This is a genomic window from Pelagimonas sp. (genome assembly GCF_050633425.1).
Classification (GTDB): domain Bacteria; phylum Pseudomonadota; class Alphaproteobacteria; order Rhodobacterales; family Rhodobacteraceae; genus Pelagimonas.
Window position 1 is genome coordinate 14,163 of record NZ_JBOEGM010000039.1, and the last position, 17,646, is coordinate 31,808.

18 protein-coding genes and 3 pseudogenes are annotated in these 17,646 nt (G+C 56.4%); 7 read left to right on the forward strand and 14 right to left on the reverse strand.

Features of this window, described 5'->3' with window-relative positions; genetic code table 11:
* Positions 1–19: 19 nt before the first annotated feature.
* The 13 genes from ACRBB0_RS24710 to ACRBB0_RS24770 form a co-directional block, all read right to left on the reverse strand.
* Positions 20–196 (reverse strand): hypothetical protein, encoded by a 177-nt coding sequence (locus tag ACRBB0_RS24710; protein ID WP_431377151.1) that lies wholly within the window; start codon positions 194–196, stop codon positions 20–22.
* A complete protein-coding gene (locus tag ACRBB0_RS24715) occupies positions 189–1,184 on the reverse strand; it encodes an ATPase, T2SS/T4P/T4SS family (protein ID WP_431377152.1) in 996 nt (331 codons plus the stop codon). The genes ACRBB0_RS24710 and ACRBB0_RS24715 overlap by 8 nt, the downstream gene beginning before the upstream one ends.
* A gap of 2 nt (positions 1,185–1,186) precedes the next feature.
* On the reverse strand, positions 1,187–2,500 hold the full coding sequence (locus tag ACRBB0_RS24720; RefSeq protein WP_431377153.1) for a TrbI/VirB10 family protein: 1,314 nt from the start codon (positions 2,498–2,500) through the stop codon (positions 1,187–1,189).
* The gene (locus tag ACRBB0_RS24725; protein WP_431377154.1) at positions 2,493–3,188 is read right to left on the reverse strand and encodes a TrbG/VirB9 family P-type conjugative transfer protein; all 696 of its coding nucleotides are present in this window, start codon (positions 3,186–3,188) and stop codon (positions 2,493–2,495) included. Before ACRBB0_RS24725 ends, ACRBB0_RS24720 begins: the two co-directional genes overlap by 8 nt.
* A gap of 3 nt (positions 3,189–3,191) precedes the next feature.
* Positions 3,192–3,842 (reverse strand): virB8 family protein, encoded by a 651-nt coding sequence (locus tag ACRBB0_RS24730; RefSeq protein ID WP_431377155.1) that lies wholly within the window; start codon positions 3,840–3,842, stop codon positions 3,192–3,194.
* Positions 3,843–3,846: 4 nt separating this feature from the next.
* Positions 3,847–4,626, reverse strand: coding sequence for a type IV secretion system protein (locus tag ACRBB0_RS24735; RefSeq protein WP_431377156.1), 780 nt, complete (start codon positions 4,624–4,626; stop codon positions 3,847–3,849).
* Positions 4,623–5,717 carry a lytic transglycosylase domain-containing protein gene (locus ACRBB0_RS24740; RefSeq protein ID WP_431377236.1) on the reverse strand — a complete coding sequence of 365 codons (1,095 nt, stop codon included), beginning with the start codon at positions 5,715–5,717 and terminating at the stop codon, positions 4,623–4,625. Before ACRBB0_RS24740 ends, ACRBB0_RS24735 begins: the two co-directional genes overlap by 4 nt.
* 46 nt (positions 5,718–5,763) lie before the next feature.
* Positions 5,764–5,922, reverse strand: a complete 159-nt coding sequence (locus ACRBB0_RS24745; protein ID WP_431377157.1) for a hypothetical protein — start codon at positions 5,920–5,922, stop codon at positions 5,764–5,766.
* Positions 5,915–8,281 (reverse strand): type IV secretion system protein B4, encoded by a 2,367-nt coding sequence (locus tag ACRBB0_RS24750; protein ID WP_431377158.1) that lies wholly within the window; start codon positions 8,279–8,281, stop codon positions 5,915–5,917. Before ACRBB0_RS24750 ends, ACRBB0_RS24745 begins: the two co-directional genes overlap by 8 nt.
* Complete coding sequence (locus tag ACRBB0_RS24755) at positions 8,271–8,549, reverse strand: type IV secretion system protein VirB3 (RefSeq protein ID WP_431377159.1); 279 nt, start codon at positions 8,547–8,549, stop codon at positions 8,271–8,273. The genes ACRBB0_RS24750 and ACRBB0_RS24755 overlap by 11 nt, the downstream gene beginning before the upstream one ends.
* Before the next feature lie 7 nt (positions 8,550–8,556).
* Positions 8,557–8,847, reverse strand: coding sequence for a TrbC/VirB2 family protein (locus tag ACRBB0_RS24760; RefSeq protein ID WP_298842840.1), 291 nt, complete (start codon positions 8,845–8,847; stop codon positions 8,557–8,559).
* Positions 8,847–9,428: a lytic transglycosylase domain-containing protein gene (locus ACRBB0_RS24765; protein ID WP_431377237.1), complete on the reverse strand. Its 582-nt coding sequence runs from the start codon at positions 9,426–9,428 to the stop codon at positions 8,847–8,849. The genes ACRBB0_RS24760 and ACRBB0_RS24765 overlap by 1 nt, the downstream gene beginning before the upstream one ends.
* A 64-nt stretch (positions 9,429–9,492) precedes the next feature.
* The gene (locus ACRBB0_RS24770; protein ID WP_431377160.1) at positions 9,493–9,840 is read right to left on the reverse strand and encodes a hypothetical protein; all 348 of its coding nucleotides are present in this window, start codon (positions 9,838–9,840) and stop codon (positions 9,493–9,495) included.
* Between the two features lie 353 nt (positions 9,841–10,193).
* Here ACRBB0_RS24770 and ACRBB0_RS24775 point away from each other — a divergent pair.
* From ACRBB0_RS24775 to ACRBB0_RS24805, 7 genes and pseudogenes are all read left to right on the forward strand, one after another.
* Positions 10,194–10,951: pseudogene (locus tag ACRBB0_RS24775) on the forward strand (IS5 family transposase).
* Between the two features lie 322 nt (positions 10,952–11,273).
* Positions 11,274–11,735, forward strand: a complete 462-nt coding sequence (locus ACRBB0_RS24780) for a hypothetical protein (protein WP_431377161.1) — start codon at positions 11,274–11,276, stop codon at positions 11,733–11,735.
* A 132-nt stretch (positions 11,736–11,867) separates the two neighbouring features.
* Positions 11,868–12,608: pseudogene (locus ACRBB0_RS24785) on the forward strand (IS5 family transposase).
* Between the two features lie 176 nt (positions 12,609–12,784).
* Entirely contained in the window at positions 12,785–13,414 is a 630-nt protein-coding gene (locus ACRBB0_RS24790; RefSeq protein WP_431377162.1) for an isochorismatase family protein, read from the forward strand.
* Between the two features lie 501 nt (positions 13,415–13,915).
* A pseudogene (locus ACRBB0_RS24795) lies at positions 13,916–14,388 on the forward strand (tyrosine-type recombinase/integrase); the annotation flags it as partial.
* 250 nt (positions 14,389–14,638) lie between these two features.
* A complete protein-coding gene (locus tag ACRBB0_RS24800; RefSeq protein WP_431377163.1) occupies positions 14,639–15,448 on the forward strand; it encodes an AraC family transcriptional regulator in 810 nt (269 codons plus the stop codon).
* Between the two features lie 83 nt (positions 15,449–15,531).
* Positions 15,532–16,485, forward strand: coding sequence for a proline dehydrogenase family protein (locus ACRBB0_RS24805; RefSeq protein ID WP_431377164.1), 954 nt, complete (start codon positions 15,532–15,534; stop codon positions 16,483–16,485).
* A 717-nt stretch (positions 16,486–17,202) separates the two neighbouring features.
* Here ACRBB0_RS24805 and ACRBB0_RS24810 read toward each other — a convergent pair.
* Positions 17,203–17,553: a helix-turn-helix domain-containing protein gene (locus tag ACRBB0_RS24810; RefSeq protein WP_431377165.1), complete on the reverse strand. Its 351-nt coding sequence runs from the start codon at positions 17,551–17,553 to the stop codon at positions 17,203–17,205.
* Positions 17,554–17,646: the final 93 nt, after the last annotated feature.

Consider the following 17,646-nt stretch of genomic DNA (forward strand, 5'->3'; position numbering starts at 1 on the left):
GGATCTTCCTCGCTTTGTTTTAGGCGTTGTCACCAGTGCGACGTTTCAGGAAGGCCTTCAGGATGTGCTCACCGTTGAAATCCGGCACAACCGAGGCCAGTTCCCAGCCGTCTTGGCCAAGAGCTGTCAGCTGTGCTTCGATCTTTGGCGGCTTTGTCTTGGCGGTGTTGATCTGTTCAATCTTGTATTCAAACATGGGCTGTTTCCTTTGAATGGGCCGGGTCGTTCGGCAAGTAGAATTCAGTGATGCCGCGCGCGCCTTCATAGCGACCGGCCTGGATAATCACATCGATCGAGCGAGTGATGTAATCGTTCATGTCCTGGTATGTCATGGGCGCATCGGTTTTCAGGGCGGCGATGGCAAGGCGTTGAACCGCCAGTTGCGGTGTTTCAGCGTGCAGCGTGGTGAGAGAGCCACCATGGCCGGTGTTGATCGCCTCGAGAAAGGTCATGGCCTCTTTGCCGCGCACTTCGCCCAAGACGATGCGGTCCGGCCGCATGCGCAGGGTGGAGGTCAGCAGGACATCAGCGCGGCGCGTGGCTTCATCGCGATCAGACATCAGCGTCACGACATTGGGCTGCGTCGGACGCAACTCGGCGGCTTCTTCGATGGTGATGATGCGCTCGTCAGCGGGAACGAAGGAGAGGATCTTGCGCGCCGCGACGGTCTTGCCGGTCGAGGTCCCGCCGGACACGATCATGTTGAGCTTGTGGGTGACGCAGAACTTGATCGCGGCGTCGATATCGCCGGTGGCCACGACATCGCGCAGCTCAGCATTGCGCTTGCGTCGTGCGCCCTCGTTGCTGCGCTCTTTTCCGAACAAGTAAGAAAGCTTGATCTGGTCCAATGGCAGGTCCGCAAAGAATCGCAGGGAAATCGCATAGCCACCATCAACGGCGGGGGGCTGGATGACCTGCGCTCGGATTGGGCGGTCACGGTAGGCGATGCTGACCGACACGATGGGCTTGGCCCGGCTGAGCGTGGTGTTCGCGGCGAAAGCAATCTGATTGCCCAAGTCTTTGATATCATTCTGCGAGAGCCGTCGATTGACGGGCCTCATAAAGTGATCTCCTTGGAACTCGGCCCACAGCGCGCCGTCAGGATTGATACAAAGTTCGATCAGCTTCGGATCACGCGCCTCGTTGATCTTGTCCATCGAAGTTTGCAGATAGCTGGCCGCCATGATCAGAAAATCTCCAGATCGCGGTCGACCATTACGGTGACGCGGGCACCTTGATCGACATAGATGACGGGCGAGACGGAGAGATACTCGCCAATCACGCTTTGTGCGCTGTCTTGCAGGTCTTCGCCAATGCCCTCGAGGACATCCGAGGCAATCTCACCTTCGGTGTTCTGCGCGGCGACGGCAGGCAAGGCTCCGATCAGCGATATTAGGGCGGCGGACCCGAACCGCGTGCCAAAACGGCTATCGACGAAACCGGTCGTGCCAGAGCGCCCCAGCTCATCTCCACCAAAAGCGCTGATTTCAACGGTTTGGTTGCTCGGAAGAATGATCCGGTCCCAGGCGATCGTCACGCGTTGCTGCGCGATGTCGAGGCCAGATTGATACCGTCCTATCAGACGCGCGCCGCGCGGGATCAGGATCCGCGAGCCGTCATAGGCGTGGACATCTTCCGATACCATCGCGCGGACCTGACCGGCGAGCGAGCTGTCGATTGCTGTCTCCAGCACGGCCTGGATCATCGTGCCCTGAACGACTGTGTTTGCCGGGTTCACGATCAACTGGGCCTGTGTCACCTCGGCAGGTTCAGCACCATTGCGGACAAAGTCTGTGTCGCCATCAAGCCGCCGTTGCTGCGTGGCGGTTTCATTGTTGCCGCTGCCCGAGCCGCCGAAAGCAATGATTGGGCTGGCGATACGGGCTTGCAGCTCTTCAAGTTCGGCTTGCCGCCGCCGTTCCAGCTCCTGAAGGCGCAGTTCCTCGGCCGTCGGGCCGGTTGGTGCAGGCGAGCGCGGGGCTTCCAGGCTTGCAAGCTCAAGATCGTTCTGCAGGCGCTGGATTTGCCGCGCACGTTCTTCCAACTCTTCGCGCAAGGCGGCTTGCGTTGCTGCTGCCTCGCTTCGCAACGCATCGATCTCTGCGCCCAAGGTATCCAATGCCTCAAGGTCGACGGTTGGGGCTTCAGGTGCAGGTGCATTACGCAGAGCTTCCAGCTCGGACCGCATGGCGTCCATTTGCGCGCGCAGCTCTTCTGTTTCGCTGTCTGGTTCCGGCTCCGGCGGTGGTGATGTGTCTATCGGTGCAGGGGTTGGCTCAAGGTCTCCAAACCCCGGACCTGCCGCTTGGAATTCATCTGGGGACGCGGTTTCCAGGCTATCGGGGTCAGAGCCGCCAGAGAACAACAGCAAGAGGCCGCCAAGTGCGGCGATTGCCGCAATGCCTAGGGCAATCGTGCCAGCAGACGGCCGCGATTTTCGGTTTTGTGGTTTTCCTTCAAGCGCTTCGAGGCGCTTCTTAAGCTCAGCTGTTTCACTCATCGGGATTTGCCTCGCTCATCTCTTGGATGCAAATCTCGTCCTCGCCGAGCCTGAGAACCCATCGATCGCTTACACCTGACAGGCGGATCACTCCATCCGGTCGCGCGAGCGCATTCACGCTGCGCTCATTGCCGCCGGACCAACGAAAGATCGCAGGCAGCGGTGCGTTTGCGGCAAAGCGGAAGTAGGTGAAGGTGCCGTCGTCCCAGATTTCACGCGGGGTGATCTCGGATCGCGCGCTGACGCCATAGGCGTGGTTGGCAGGTTGGCTTGCCGCCACACGCGATTGCTGGGGAGCGGACTCCGGATAGGTGAAGCGGATGACATAGAAAGTCGGCGAACTCGCCTCGGTCACGTTGAAATAATAGCTGCGCCGGTTGGTATAGACGGTGATGTTGGTATGCGCGCCGCGCGAGACGGGCTTGATCGCAAAAGCCTGGCCACCGGGCACGCCGTCCAGGAGAAACCCTTCGGTGTCGCCTGCAATGATTGAGCGGATGGTCTCGCCTTGGCCAAACTCAATGCTGGTTACATGGGTTAGGCTAGTGCGGATACGGTAGACCTGCCCATCCTGATAGGTGGCCAGCCGGACGCGGGCATCATAGGGGCCTTGGCGCGGCTGGGTTTCTGCATAGGCGGTGCCAGCAAGCGGAATTAGGAAGGCGAGGATCAGGAACAGGCGGCGCATGGGTTACTCCAAACGATCCGAGCGGATCGCGTATTCGGTGACGGTGAAGCCAAAGGGGTTCTGCCAGACATCGTCGATCGACCGGCTATTCTCCGGCCGAAATTCAAACATCAGCGTTACAGTGAAGAGCCCATTTTGCGCGCCGCGCCGTGAGTTGAGCCGCTTGCGCAGGCGCACTTGGGCACGGTTGGCGCTGATGTGCGTGATCGACAAAACCTCGACTTCAAGCCGGGCATCTGTGCCGTAGCTGTCCGGCGGATAGGCCTCATGGCCGCTGGTCCAAAGCGCGCGCAGCCCTGCGGCGGCCGCGCCGTCCGACTGGTCCAGGACCCGCCGCACCCGCACATCATTGTCGAGCTGGTTGTACGTCTCTCGATCTATGACATAGCGGTAGACCTGTGCCTCGATGATAGCGGGGCGTTCCGTGAGTGAGACCGCTTCAACCACGGCATTGGGGAGGGCCATGCCGGTTTCGCTATCAAAGGGCACGATCATGGGCGGCGGGTCCACGTCGAACAGGGCCACAAGTGCTGCGGCGAGGCAGCCTGTCATGCCAAAGGCCATGCCTGTCAGCCCCAGTTTCTGCCACATGAGCTCGCGTCGTCGTGCGCCGTAGACGAGCTCTTCTTCGATGATCTCTGCCTCGCTGATCATGGGGTCAGTCCGTACGCAAGTCTGGCAGGGTGAAGTCCATGTAGCGGCGTTCTTCGGCCAGCGTCGCGGCATCGACCACGCCGGACTGGCCCGCACCGACGGTCTGAATAGCTTCGAGCTCCCACATGCGTGTCATGGCGATGGCCAGCTCGGCCGTGACGCGGGTGTTGTGATCCACGGCTTCTTTGAGCGTTTCCATGTTGGGGATCAGCGAGACCAGCTGTTCGACCCGCTCGAGGGATTGCGCGGCCTCGTCATAGCTATTTTCGGCCGCCGCTGACATCACCGCCCCGGTGCCCGCTTGGCTGGCAATGCGTTCCGCGCCCGGATTGCCGCTGCTGGCCATGTCGGACAGGCTTTCTTGGTCAAATCCTGCGTCCTCCAAGGCTTGCGTCATGCGGCCTTCCATCTGTGGGGCCGCATTGCCGATCAGACCGCTGAAATCGCCGCTTTGGATTTGCCGGATGGTGCCGAGGAGATTTCCGAATTCCTGATCGAGAAGCCCGTCGAGATCACCACCCATGGCCATCTCGATGATATCCGATGCGCCGGTCAGGGCGGCGTAGGTCTCGTTGAGCGTGTCGAGTTGCTGCTGCACCAGATCGAGCTGCTCGAGAAGCGTGTCGAGCTGGTCGGTCTGGATCCCGAAATCCTCCAGCATTTGCTGCAGCTGGCGAATTTCTTGCGCGATGTTGCGCGTGTCGACCGTCGGCACGCCTTGAGCAGTTGCAGGAGACGCAACCAACAATGCGTAGGTCGCTACGGCAGAAAGAAAGCGGATCATCGGAGGGCCTCCAGATCGAATTGCATGAAGTCTTGTTCGCGTGCCTGCGCGGCCGCCATGGCCAGCTCTGCCGCACTAAGCGGGCGGGTATGGGCCGCCTTAAGGCGCGTGCGGATCGCGATCAGTCGGGCGAGTTCGGCGCGCGCATAGGTGTTGAGCGACATGGCCGCATAAATGTCGTCAGTTTCGCCAATGCGTCTGATGATGTCCTGAACGCGCTGCGCGGCCGCTTGCACCGAGACCATGGAATAATCGCCATAGACCCCTGCGCCGAACGAGGTGAGGCTCATGGTCGAGTTTGCGAGCAAGACCGGATCGATGGTGCCAAGCGCGTCCACGCCGCCGACGCTGGCAAGGTAGAGATTGTAGCGCTTGGGGATCACCTGAACGTAGTGCTGGGTCTCGGCAAAAGGGGGTACGCCGCCGTAGCGCTGCACATTGCCGGGACCGGCATTATAGGCCGCGAGCCCGTGAATGATGTTGCCGTCAAACATCGCCAGCATCTGCGCCAGATAGCGCGCGCCGCCGGTGACCTGGATGTAGGGGTTTTTATCGTAGGCGGGGTAGATCCCGAGATCCTGTGCGGTGCCGGGCATTATCTGGGTCAGGCCAAATGCACCGACTGGGGAGCGCGCTCCGATGGTGAAGCGGCTTTCTTGCCAGATCAGCGCCTGCAACAGGCAGCGCCATTGCTTGGGCGACAGGCCCGCTGCGCGCACGCCGGACATATGGTGCGTTTCCTGAGCCGCGCGAATGATCAGCTCTTCGATCGAGCCGGAGGCGTCGCCGAACATTTGAGCAGCGCCGGGGTTTAGATCGACCGGGCTGTAAAGCGTGCCAGCAGCGCTTTCAGGTGATGAACCAGCTTCTAAGCTCGCGACCAGCGCACCTGAATTTCCGCTGGCAAGGGTCGAGGCATCGAGGATGCTTTCCAGCGCCTGGAGTTGTTCCTGCTCGAGCGCTTCGAGCTTTTCCTCTTTGGTCAAACGATCCCGCTGCAGCGCCAGATCTTGTTCGCCCTGCTGCAACACGCGCTCGCGCTGCAAGAACATGCCCGCATCGAATGTGGGCACGCCTTGGGCAAAGGCCATTGACGCGGCGAAACAGACTAAGCCCGCAAAGATATGCAGGCGGTGCTTACTCACCGAGACCACCAATCGGCCCGAGCAGCTCGAAATTGCAGTTGCTGCGGCTGACCTCGGCAAAGGAGTTGAAGCATTCCGCTTCTGATGGCCGGTATTCCGCGCAGGCTGTCAGGGTCAAAAGGGTGAGGGTCAGTACGCAAAGTCTAAGCATCAATTTGTCTCCAAAAATCGGGGTTTTGACGATAATCCGCGCTAACCAGCGCTTCGCCTTTTTCCATGCCGCCAAGGATCGTGAGGTAGGGGCCAAGGGCGCTGAGATCAGCGTCGATCACCACCGAACCTTGATCTTCGCGCACCAACGCCAGACGGGAGTTGCTGCCGGTGCCGAGCAAAACGCTGAGCTCTTTCTCAGAAAGGCCCAGCATGGTGTAATCGCTGGCCGAGGCGCGGATGTTGGGTAGCAGAAGCTGCGTCGGCACAGCCTCGACGATCGTTTTGCCAGTGCGGGTTTTCTCAAGCTGGCTTGCGTATTGGGTCATCATCACGACAACCGCGTTTTGTTTGCGCGCCGTGACCAGCCAGTTGCTGAGCCGATCTGCGAAATACGGGTTGTCGAGCGCTTTCCAGGCCTCATCGATGATGATCAATGTCGGCTTGCGGTCCTCGATGACGCGTTCCACCCGCCGAAACAGGTAGGACAGGACAGCCATGCGTTCCTTTTCGCTTTCGCTCTCGAGAATGCCGGTAAGGTCGAAGCCCACGACATCACCATCGAGCGAGAAGGTATCCTCAGCACTTTGCCCGAAGATCCAGCCATATCGACCGTCTGCGGTCCATTCCTGTATCCGCTCAAACAGGTCCCCTTCATCTGCCCCCGCCACAAACAGCGAGGCCAGATCCTGCCAGTTGCGCAGGGCGGCATCGCTCGCTCCGGCGTTCTGGCGCACCACCTCTTGAATTCGGTTGATCTGGACCGGGCTCAGAGGCTTGTCGGAGCGATGCAAAAGGGTGGCCAACCAATCAGAAAGCCAGGCTTGCCCGCGCCCATCGATTTCGGTGCGCAGCGGGTTGAGACCGGTTGCTTCACCCGCTTTGATGGCGCTGTAGCGCCCGCCATTGGCCCGCACGGCCATTTCCATACCCGCGCGATAGTCGAACACGAACACGCGCGCGTCGCAGCGACGGGCTTGGGTCATCAGGAAAGCCGACAGCACTGACTTGCCTGAGCCAGGACGGCCGAGGATCAAGGTGTGCCCGCCTGTCGGCTCTTTGTCCGGCTGACCCGCCTCGTGGTAGTTGAACAGGAAGCCCGAGCGTTCAGGCGTCGGGAACAGGGAGATTGGTTTGCCCCAAGGCACTTTGTGCCCGGGTTTTCCCAGTTGACCGCGATGGAGCGCCGCGAGATCGGCAAAGTTTGTGTTGGTGATGGCGGCCTTGCGGCTGCGCATCTGTCCATTGCCCGGATGCTGCGCGAAATAATGGGTCCGAGCCGCAAAGCTCTCATTCACCAGATTAACACCTTCACTGGCAGCGATGTTGCGCACCTCGGCGGCGATGGTTTCCAGCTTTTCTTCGGTCTCTGCAAAAACCGTCACCGTCATGTGATGATCGCCAAAGCTCAACCGTTTGGACTCCAGATCGTCCAGAGCGTCGACCAGTTCTTCGGCGAGAGAAATCGCGCCGTCATCGCTGGCCTTCATCAGGCGCTGTTGGCGCTTGATCCGGCTGGCCATGATGTTGCTGTTTATTGGCGTGAAGGAATGCGTGGCGACCATATCGACGGGCAGGTTCAGCTCATCAAACATGGTGCAGTTGGTTTTGGCCGGATAAGTCTTTATCGCAAAGCTCGTACCAAACCGCTTGCCCGCCGTCCCGTCGTCGAGCGAAAAGCCGCGCCCCTGAAACGTGACGCGGGTGTTTGCCACATCCTCGGCAATGACGCCAAAGCGGGATTTTGCGAAGAGCGGTCGCTCCTGTCCGATATTGAGTGCCCCGAGGAACCCGAGTAGCTCGCCGCTTTCGGCTCCGAGCAGACGCGGGTTCATCTCTGAAAAGGAAGACAGTAGGAATCCAACGACCTCGCTGAGCTTGCGCAATTGCTTGGCGGTCTGGTCTTTGAGCTGGGAGATCGAGTCTGAGCGTTTCAGGCGCAGCCGCGCGCCTAGGGGCGGACGCTTCAGAACTGTTAGTGTGAGGGTCTTGTCGCGCAGGCCCGCTTGCGCCATGGCCGCTTGCCACCGGGTATCGAGTGCTTGCGCAAATCCCCCGTCGGGCACTGGTGGCAGCGTGGTCTCGATCGCCTTTGAAACTTTGTGCAAATAGAAACTATATTCCGGCCCGATCTGCGCGATGATGGCAGCGAAGAGTGCTCGGATTTTCTCTAGGTGCGCGTCATCGCTGGTCATGCTGTTGACGCCATCGAGACGGATGCATTGGAAGAGCGCATTGCCGCGCGTGCGGACCGTCACGTCATTCACGAGGCTGACATAGGGCAGCATGCTGGCCATTGGGCGCTCTTTGCGCGCCCAGTCCGGCAGCGTTGCAAGATCATCCGACGGATCACGGAGCATAGCTATCCCCCGAATGGATCTTACGGTTTGGCGTCGGGGGCGTTTCCTGCAGCGTAGTGACCATCACCTCAAGAAAGGCAGGGTCCCAATCCGCCGCTTTCCAAAGTGCAGGATAGGCCAGAGCGGCGATGACGATCACCGGCCAGCTCTGAACCCAGAGAAACAGCAACACAAACCCGAAGAGCCAGACCATGGCATACATGATGGGCAAGCCGATTAGCTTTGGTGGCCGGATCAGGCCCAGGAAGAGGCGGGTTTGCGTTGCCATGCCGAATTTACGCGCCCCAGATTGCAGTCACGATGGTCGGTGCAGCTGCGATGCCTGCAATCGCAACAAGCACCCAAAGGGCTTGGCGGAAATCCAGAATGCCGAAGAGCCAAGAGAGGAACACACCGATCAGGGCCAAGGTGCCGATGACAATACCCAAGGGGCCGGTGATCGTGTCGACGATACCTTGCAACAGGTTCTGCACCGGCGAAAGGTCAATGCTCTGCGCAAAGGCGGGGTTGGCAATCATCAAGCTGGCCAGAGCCAGCGACAGGATCGTGCGGAAATGAATGTGCATCAGGAGGCTCCAGTCAGTCGGTCACGCACCGCCATGACGCGGCGCACGTGATTTTGGGTTTCTTGGTAGGGAGGGATGCCGCCATAGCGCGCGACCGCGTCAGGCCCTGCGTTGTAGGCAGCGAGCGCGAGTTCGGCCGTGCCGAACTGCGCCAGCATCATCAGAAGGTAGCGAGCAGAGCCGTCGAGGTTGGCCTGCCAGTCATGCGGATCTACGTCGAGCTGCGCGGCCGTCGCGGGCATCAGCTGCCCGAGGCCAATCGCGCCTGCAGAACTGCGCGCATTCGGGCGATAGGCGCTTTCGATCTCGATATTGGCTTGAAATAGTGTCTGCCATTCCGTCACCGAAAGGCCAGCACGGCGCAGAGCTGGGTGCCCGCCGTAACGTTGCGCAGTGCTTTCAAGGACGGCGAGGATCTCGGGGCGAGGAACTGCGCGGGCGGGTACGGGGCGAGGTGTTTCAGGCTCGACGGGTTGAGAATACACGACCGGCGCAGAGCCCGCCACGTCAAGGCCGCCCCCATAGGTTCGTACAAAACTGTATTGTGGCGTACCTGAGCTGAGGCGGCCGTCTGTTTGCATCGCAAGGACAAAGCCTTCGGCCGAGGCCGTGTTCGCCAAAGCAGTGGTGATCAGCGCGAGTGATTTAACCTGCGTTGCCCAGCTTGTGCGAGGTGACTTTGCCTTCGACCATCGGGATAGATGCCGTATTGAGATCGAGACCCACCAAGAAACTGACCAACCCGTTGATGGTTTTAAATTCCCGCGCCGCCATATTATTGCGCGCAGTGACAAGCAAACGCCGCGTCTCACCATCCGGCGAAATGCAGTGCACGGTCCAGACACCGGACCATTGAGCAGAGGTTCTATTAGGCGTGGAGCGGCATACGACATCCGCTGAATGACCCTCAGCGAGCAGCACACGCAGCCCGTCTTCACTAACAACATTCGGGGCATCTTGCATTAAGTTCAAGAGATCCGAGCCTCGCGACATGGTGCAGAGCCCGGTAGTCCCTCATGGACTGCCAAACCCTTGCATTGCTATAATATCGCATTCAATAGATTGGTTGTGACTTGATGCGCTATGAATGCCTTAATAGACATTTATCGGAATATAATCCACAAACCAAGGCAGTTGGAGCGACGATCAAGAAAGGGGCAATGATCGCGGCGAGTTCAATTTGCGCCGGACAAATGGGATTGGCACAAAAGCTGATTGCCGCCGATCCCGCTTTTTGCGCCAGAGAGCAAAGAGGTGATCCGCACCTATGCCGATCTGGTTAGGATCAGGATGCATTGATTTTCGCAGCGCTGCGTGATTCACGGCTCGGAAAACGGAGCGGTGACATGAGCGACCTTTACTGGCTGACCGACGAGCAGATGGCCAAGCTTTCCCCTTTTTTCCCGAAGTCGCACGGCAAGCCTCGCGTCGATGATCGGCGTGTGTTGAGCGGGATTATCTTCATCAATCGCAATGGCTTGCGTTGGCGCGACGCTCCTGCCGCCTATGGTCCACACAAGACACTCTACAGCCGCTGGAAGCGTTGGAGCGAGAAAGGCATCTTCGCGCGGATGATGACCGGGCTCGCTGCGGCGCACGGCGAACAGAAGACTGTGATGATCGACGCGACATACCTCAAGGCACATCGCACAGCGACCAGCATGGCCGCTAAAAAGGGGGGTGTGGTCGCCTGATCGGTCGCACCAAGGGCGGCATCAACACCAAGCTGCACGCAATCTGTGACAGCTAGGGAAGACCAATCGATCTGTTCGTCACCGCCGGACAGGTCAGCGATTATATCGGCGCACGGGCACTGCTTAGCGGCCTGACAAACGTCAAATGGCTGCTCGGAGATCGTGGCCATGACGCTGACTGGTTCCGAGAAGCGTTGAAAGACAAAGGGATACACGCCTGTATCCCCGGTCGAAACCAGCGCAAGACGACGGTCAAATACGACAAGCGCCGATACAAACGGCGCAACCGGATCGAAATAATGTTTGGCAGGCTCAAGGATTGGAGACGCGTGGCAACACGCTATGACCGCTGTCCCAAGGTCTTCCTCTCAGCCATCGCGCTCGCTGCTGCCGTGATCTACTGGTTATGAATCCTGACCCTAGACACATCAGTGATATTGCCAAAATTACCTGAAGTAAATTTAGTCAAATTCATTGGCGAACATCCTGATTCAGACGTATTGACACTTAACAAGTGTCTGGACGACAAGCTGGCCGAATTATATTTCCAGGGGGGGGAAATTGCAAAAGGTATACCAAGTATTGATTGCAAACGTGGAACCCTTTGAAACCTTTTGAATGTAGGTAGATCGCAGATAGCCTGATGTTGGGATATCCGAAGCTTCACTCACCCATCGGTGCCTAATTTTCAGGAACAAAACGGACTCGTCTATCTGGAGTGAACTCGATACAATGCATCATATTAATCCAGATCATTATCTCAATGTTGATGGTATCAGGCTTTGGACCGCGGAGCGTAGTGAGCGTGCTTGGGCATCTGCCTATGCCGGATTCGAGGCGGCGCTTACAGCACGGAACGGAAATGCCACCGTTTATCTCGTTTGTGGGATGCAAGGTGCTGGAAAAACAACTTGGGTTGAAAATCGACCAGACAACGACAATGAAATCTATTTTGATGCAGCACTTCCCGCCCGAGAACACCGTATGCCATTGATCCAATTGGCCAGAGGAAATTGCAAAAAGTTGGTCAGCGTATGGATTGATACACCCATTTCAATGGCGAAGCAGAGAAACAAATCCCGGCGCGCCGATCATGTGGTGCCCGAATCTTCGCTTGTAGCAGTAGCAGAGCGGTTCGAGCCACCATCAACAAGTGAAGGGTTTGACACGTGTTTTCGAATTACCAAACTTTGATCAGACACCCAAAGCACCTACTCGGTGAAAACTCCGCTCTTAGGCTCAGGACCTATTAATCTGATTGAGTTTGTCGGTACGGCGTGATTCACTCTCCCAAACTGCGGGGGTTGTATGAGTAATCTATTCTGACTGAACGAAGATCAAATGGCGCGGCTTCGGCCCTATTTTCCGAAGAGCCATGGTGTGCCACGCGTCGATGACCGGCGGGTATTGAGTGGCATTATCTTCATCAATCTCAATGGCTTACGTTGGTGCGATGCGCCAAAGAAGTATGGTCCACCTAAGACGCTTTATAATCGTTGGAAGCGGTGGAGCGATATTGGCGTGTTTGCCCGGATTATGGAGGGCCTTGCCGCTGAAGCGCCTGACCATAAAACGATTTCAATCGACGCGACTTACCTCAAGGCCCACCGCACAGCGTCCAGCTTGTCGGTCAAAAAGGGGGGGCGAGGACGCCTAATCGGGCGAACCAAAGGTGGCATGAACACAAAGCTGCACGCTGTGACTGACACGGTTGGGCGGCCCATTCGGTTCTTCATAACCGCCGGTCAAGTGAGCGACTACACTAGGGCGAGAGCTCTTGTGGGTAGCCTGCCAGCAGCGGACTGGCTGCTCGGGGATCGCGGCTAAGATGCGGACTAGTTTCGCGAAGCCCCTGCAGACATGGGCATAACGCCCTGCATTCCAGGCAGAAAGTCGAGCGACAAAGCTATCAAGTACGACAAGCGTCGCTACAAAAGACGTAATCGGATTGAGATCATGTTTGGTCGCCTGAAAGATTGGCGACGGGTGGCAATACGCTATGACCGATGTCCAAAGGTATTTCTGTCAGCAATCGCACTCGCCGCAACAGTCATTTTCTGGTTTTGAGTCCTGAGCCTAGCTTTGGGTGTGGCCGGTATCTATCACAATCAATATTTGCGATCGTGATGGTGGCGCTTTGATATTATCTTTGGTCGTAGGACACCGTTACTTGTTGGTTTCTCACCGATGCCTTGGTCAGCACACTCCGGCAGCCAAGGTCAGCCCAAATAGATGGAAACAACATGACCAAAACCGCAAACACATCGCAAAAATTATTGGCCCAAAACACAGCGCTCGTTCTCGTTGATCATCAGGTCGGGTTGATGACAGGGGTTCGTGACTATTCCCCCAATGAGCTCAAGCATAACGTGGTGGGGTTGGCCAAAGCGGCTGAAATTCTTGGGATGCCAATTGTCACGACAACTACGTCAGCTGCTACTATGTGGGGGCCTGCCTTTCCAGAGCTGACCACGGCCCTGCCAAAGCAAGAAATTATTGACCGCACTACCGTGAATGCATGGGATGATGACCGCGTTGCAGATGCGATCCGTGACACCGGATGCAGCAACCTGATTTTTGCAGGCATATCACTAGAAGTTTGTGCTGCATTCCCTGCGATGACAGCTCAGAACACAGGGTATAACGCCTTTGTCGCGGTGGATGCCTGCGGTACATTCAACCAAACCAAACGGGAAACAGGTATCGCCCGACTTATCCAAAGTGGTGTTGTTGTTGCTGATGGCGCCAGTTTGATTGTCGAAATTTTGGCGGACAACGCAAGTCCGTTAGCCGGCCCTGTTTACGAAGCCCTCGGTATGGATTGGGCCACACTGGTCCATCAAGTTAGAGCAAGCGCGCAGCTTGGTGAATAATTGAGCACGCATCTAAAGCAGGGACTCATACAGTGATCTTTTGGATATTGATGGCCCTTTTGGTCTTTGTAATCCAGGCAATGCTTGTACCGATCGCACGCTATCTCATCAATGTAAGAGGCGGCGTGTGGACGGCACTAGGACCACGTGACAATCCTCCCACAATGCCCTTGATGGGTAAATCCCCCGCTAAGGGGTCGGTTCGTATCATAAGGGGATCGTTCGGCGTTACTGCTGCCCGCATTGCATACTCTACATATAATCAGCGTTTTTGTGTCTCATACAAATGGTACGGTACAATTCTCATATGGCCTGCCCCATCTGTACACCAGTCGTTCGCCACATGACCCACGAACCATCAAGATGTGGACAAGGACGAAGCCGCTACCGCGGCAGGGGCGCTTGCGGCGAGGGGGCGCTGTAATCTGAGCGCCGGGATTTTGGGAATGGGCATTTCTGTCTGACGATTGGGGTTTCTCAATCAACAGACAGGAGGGTCCCATGGCGGACACCAAGACCACACCGCTGCGTGCGCGGATGATCGAAGATATGCGGATAAAGGGGCTGGGCGAGAGTTCCCAAAAAGCGCACATCAGAGCGGTCAGGTACCTTGCCGAGTTCCTTGGGCGATCACCGGACACTGCCACGGCAGAAGACTTGCGCGCCTATCAGCTTCACATGGTCGACACGAACGTCACCCCATCGACCTACAACGCGCGATTTGTCGGGCTGTGGTTCTTTTCGAGACGACGTGCAAGCGCCCTGAGATGAAGGACTGCCTACATTTTCGCACGGAGCCGCGCAAGCTGCCCGTGGTGTTCAGCGCCGAAGAGGTGTTCGAGATCCTCAGGTTCGCGCCGGGGCCGGGGCTGAAGTATCGCGCAGCGCTCAGCATTTCCTATGGCACCGGGCTTCGCGCGTCAGAAGTCTGTAATCTCAAGGTCGGCGACACCGACAGCCCGTACGAGTTGCTTGCGCAACTGCGGGACCGAAGGTTGGAGTGGCGGCCGCGGGCACCCGCGTCTGCGCGCAAATCATGCGCTTCTCGTCTTCAGACCAACTCCGACGCCTGCGCCGCTTTGCCATGCCCAACCTCAATAATGTCCATTTGTTCGCTAATGGACATTATCCCTCACTAACGATCACCGTCAGTGCGGGCAGACCGGACGGTTACTTTGGAATGTGTGTTGTCATTAATACGTTTTTATCCGACCCTATCTCCTTATGAATTCGAACCGATATCATCATCTCTCTTGGCTGCATGGGATTGAGCTTTTTGAAGCGTCACTTAGTACGCAGACCTTTGCGCGCCATGCCCACGAGGGGTTTGCAATTGGGGCCATTGCTGAAGGGGTTGGCGGCTACTTCTGTCGCGGAGAGAGAATGGTGCTTCCCGCTGGGTCGCTTTCCCTGATGAATCCTGAAGAAGCACATACCGGCTACGCGGATACGCGTTGGCTGCGCTATAATATGCTCTACGTTTCTGAGGTTGCCGTTTGCGATATTTTGGGTGTGCGCAGCCTACTTGGGTTTTCAACTGTCGCTCCAAAGGACAGAGGTTTTGCGCTCTCTAAAGCTCTTTCGGCATTAGCGGCCAGATTGACTTCAGAACGATCGCTCGATTGGCATCTCAGTGTTGAAGAAGCCGTTCACGACGTGCTTTCTAAATCTTTTTGCCGATACGGCCGCACTGAACTGCGTCCAGCAGGGGCGGAACACTGCGCAGTTTCAAGGTTGCGCGAACAAATAGCAGCAGGTGTTGAATCAGGTGCAGATCTCAGTTTGTCGCTACTGGCCGACACCGCGCAACTCAACCAATCCTACCTGATCCGTATAACCCGTCGCGCCACCGGATTGACCCCTCACGGATTGGTCGTGCGCGCTCGCGTTGAAAAGGCACATCAACTACTGCTCCAGAATACTTCAGCTGCCTCGGCGGCCTTGGCTGCAGGCTTCTGCGATCAAGCACATATGATCCGCCAGTATCGCCGCCACTTTGGGGTAACCCCGAGCGTTGTCTTTCAACACACTTGAAGGTCAATTTTGTCCAAGCTCCGAAACGCCGTGTTGTCATATGTCTTGTCCAGATAGAGGAAAAGACGAAGGAACACATATTGATGAGACGCATTTGGCAAGCAAGCATGATCGGGCTTGCGCGATCTAGCGCCATGAAATCCTTTATGCAAAACAGTCGTGCGACATCATTCTTGCGGAATAAATATGTGGCTGGGGAGACTGTCACAGCAGGAGCCGAGCGTGCGGTTGCCTTACTTGAAAAGAACGGGATCCGCTCATCGCTGTTTTTTATGGGCGAGTATGTCGATGATCCAGCTCTGATTGCGGAAACGGTACAACAAAAGCACGATGCGGCCGAAGCCATTGCACAGCGCCAGCTTGACATTCACATTTCCGTCGATCCGACACAAATCGGATATGTCATTTCACCCCAGCAAACACAGGGGCACGCTCTAAAACTAGCAAAAGAAATAAAACGCCTGGCAGAAGAATCCCAAGGTATCCATTGCTTGATGTTTGATATGGAGGACGCAAGCCTCAATGACCCAACAATTGCGCTGCACAATACTCTCCAAGATCAAGGTTTGCCGGTAGCATTGACGCTTCAAGCCTATATGCGGCGCACAATGGAAGACATGGAGAAGCAAGTGCAGCGTGGTAGCCGAGTCCGACTGGTCAAAGGCGCATTTGCAGCGGGACCAAAACTAGCGTTTCAGGGTACTAACGAAATCAAACATAATTCCAGGCAACTTATTGAGTTAATGTTTTCCAAAACGGCGAAATCAAAGGGCTTCTATCCAATCATTGCTACCCACGACACGAATTTGCATGACTTCGCAATCCTGGTGGCTAGGAAGAATGGTTGGTCTAAAGGAGAGTACGAGTTCGAAATGTTGCTTGGGGTGCGCGAAGACATCGCACGAAATCTAGCGCTCCAGGGAGAACGTGTCCGCCTTTATGTTCCATTTGGTCGTGATTGGTGGCCGCATGCAGTGCGCCGTATTGGCGAAAATCCGAGGAATGCTGTACTGCTGACACGTTCGCTGTTCAGTTAGCTCAAGACCCATTAATTCTGTTGATGCTATCCTGGTAGCATATTTCAAAATCGCAAATTTCGGGGGCGTAGTATGAGCAGTCTTTATTGGCTGATCGAAGAGCAGATGGACCGGCTTGGCTGTATTTGTGCGGATCAGGGTTGGGTTCGCCGTTGAAGCGCCGGATACTAGAACGATATCAAATGACGCGACATCTCTTGAGGCACATCGTGCAGTGATTAGTCTTTGGAAAAGAAGGGGCGTTACCGCCGATAGGACAGGCCAAGGGCGATGGGAGCACCAAATTGTATGCCGTGACCGACGCGGTAAGGCACCCTAACGGCTCTCTTCATGACTTGTTGCCAGATCCGCGATTGTGCTGGGCTCGTGCTCTTGTGAGTAACCCCCGTGAGGACCCTGTAGATATGGAGAAATCGCCCTGTAGCTCGGAGTGATAGTCGTGGAGCAAGCCCATCAATAATAACATTTGTAGAAACAAGTAGCACAACGGTTTCGCTGCCATGTTTGGCGGACTGAAGAATGAGGGCGTATCGCAACCAGTTATGACTGATGCCCCAAGGTATTCCTGTCAGCCATCGTTCAGGCCGCAACCATATTATTCTGGCAATGAGGACTGATCCCTGGAAGTTTGAAGCAACTGAAAAACCTAAATAAAGATGCAGTACTCAGCAACTTGCATCACAGTGTGTCTTCTGCCCGCCGTAAATTCACTCAAGCTTATACTTCATACAGCGCCAACTGCGTTTCGCCGTTCTCCCATTGATACAATAAGCCAATTTCTGCACCTGTAAAAATGCAGTTTATTTTTGCCACAGGCTTGGCGTTCAAGCGGTTTTTCTCGATTGACGTCACGGAACCATGTCTCGGCAGGGTTAGTTGGTTTGGATCAACGCCCAAGGCGCGGGCAATCTGCTCCATTTTGTCGGCGGTTACAGACGATTTTGCATGTTCAATTTCACTAATGTAGCTGCGGTCGATCTGAGCAGCTAACGCTAGTTGCTCTTGGCTCACCCCTCTGGAATGCCTTAAGTTTTGAATATTTAAACCTATGCGGACTTTGAAAATCATGACCTGATTTCGGCCAATTAGCCCAGTCGTCTCTACGGGATATATTCCACAAAGCGATGGCCTCCGAAGAATGTGCTTGATCGGGTGCGCGAC

What these genes read in the sequence shown, in the direction of transcription:
- ACRBB0_RS24805 (WP_431377164.1), top strand. Translation starts at nt 15,532, where the DNA reads ATGAGACGCATTTGGCAAGCAAGCATGATCGGGCTTGCGCGATCTAGC.
- ACRBB0_RS24780 (WP_431377161.1), top strand. Translation starts at nt 11,274, where the DNA reads ATGCATCATATTAATCCAGATCATTATCTCAATGTTGATGGTATCAGG.
- ACRBB0_RS24755 (WP_431377159.1), bottom strand. Translation starts at nt 8,549, where the DNA reads ATGGCAACGCAAACCCGCCTCTTCCTGGGCCTGATCCGGCCACCAAAG.
- ACRBB0_RS24720 (WP_431377153.1), bottom strand. Translation starts at nt 2,500, where the DNA reads ATGAGTGAAACAGCTGAGCTTAAGAAGCGCCTCGAAGCGCTTGAAGGA.
- ACRBB0_RS24715 (WP_431377152.1), bottom strand. Translation starts at nt 1,184, where the DNA reads ATGGCGGCCAGCTATCTGCAAACTTCGATGGACAAGATCAACGAGGCG.
- ACRBB0_RS24810 (WP_431377165.1), bottom strand. Translation starts at nt 17,553, where the DNA reads ATGATTTTCAAAGTCCGCATAGGTTTAAATATTCAAAACTTAAGGCAT.
- ACRBB0_RS24740 (WP_431377236.1), bottom strand. Translation starts at nt 5,717, where the DNA reads ATGGCCTTTGCCCAAGGCGTGCCCACATTCGATGCGGGCATGTTCTTG.
- ACRBB0_RS24800 (WP_431377163.1), top strand. Translation starts at nt 14,639, where the DNA reads ATGAATTCGAACCGATATCATCATCTCTCTTGGCTGCATGGGATTGAG.
- ACRBB0_RS24710 (WP_431377151.1), bottom strand. Translation starts at nt 196, where the DNA reads ATGTTTGAATACAAGATTGAACAGATCAACACCGCCAAGACAAAGCCG.
- ACRBB0_RS24745 (WP_431377157.1), bottom strand. Translation starts at nt 5,922, where the DNA reads ATGCTTAGACTTTGCGTACTGACCCTCACCCTTTTGACCCTGACAGCC.
- ACRBB0_RS24765 (WP_431377237.1), bottom strand. Translation starts at nt 9,428, where the DNA reads ATGCAAACAGACGGCCGCCTCAGCTCAGGTACGCCACAATACAGTTTT.
- ACRBB0_RS24750 (WP_431377158.1), bottom strand. Translation starts at nt 8,281, where the DNA reads ATGCTCCGTGATCCGTCGGATGATCTTGCAACGCTGCCGGACTGGGCG.
- ACRBB0_RS24735 (WP_431377156.1), bottom strand. Translation starts at nt 4,626, where the DNA reads ATGATCCGCTTTCTTTCTGCCGTAGCGACCTACGCATTGTTGGTTGCG.
- ACRBB0_RS24730 (WP_431377155.1), bottom strand. Translation starts at nt 3,842, where the DNA reads ATGATCAGCGAGGCAGAGATCATCGAAGAAGAGCTCGTCTACGGCGCA.
- ACRBB0_RS24770 (WP_431377160.1), bottom strand. Translation starts at nt 9,840, where the DNA reads ATGTCGCGAGGCTCGGATCTCTTGAACTTAATGCAAGATGCCCCGAAT.
- ACRBB0_RS24725 (WP_431377154.1), bottom strand. Translation starts at nt 3,188, where the DNA reads ATGCGCCGCCTGTTCCTGATCCTCGCCTTCCTAATTCCGCTTGCTGGC.
- ACRBB0_RS24790 (WP_431377162.1), top strand. Translation starts at nt 12,785, where the DNA reads ATGACCAAAACCGCAAACACATCGCAAAAATTATTGGCCCAAAACACA.
- ACRBB0_RS24760 (WP_298842840.1), bottom strand. Translation starts at nt 8,847, where the DNA reads ATGCACATTCATTTCCGCACGATCCTGTCGCTGGCTCTGGCCAGCTTG.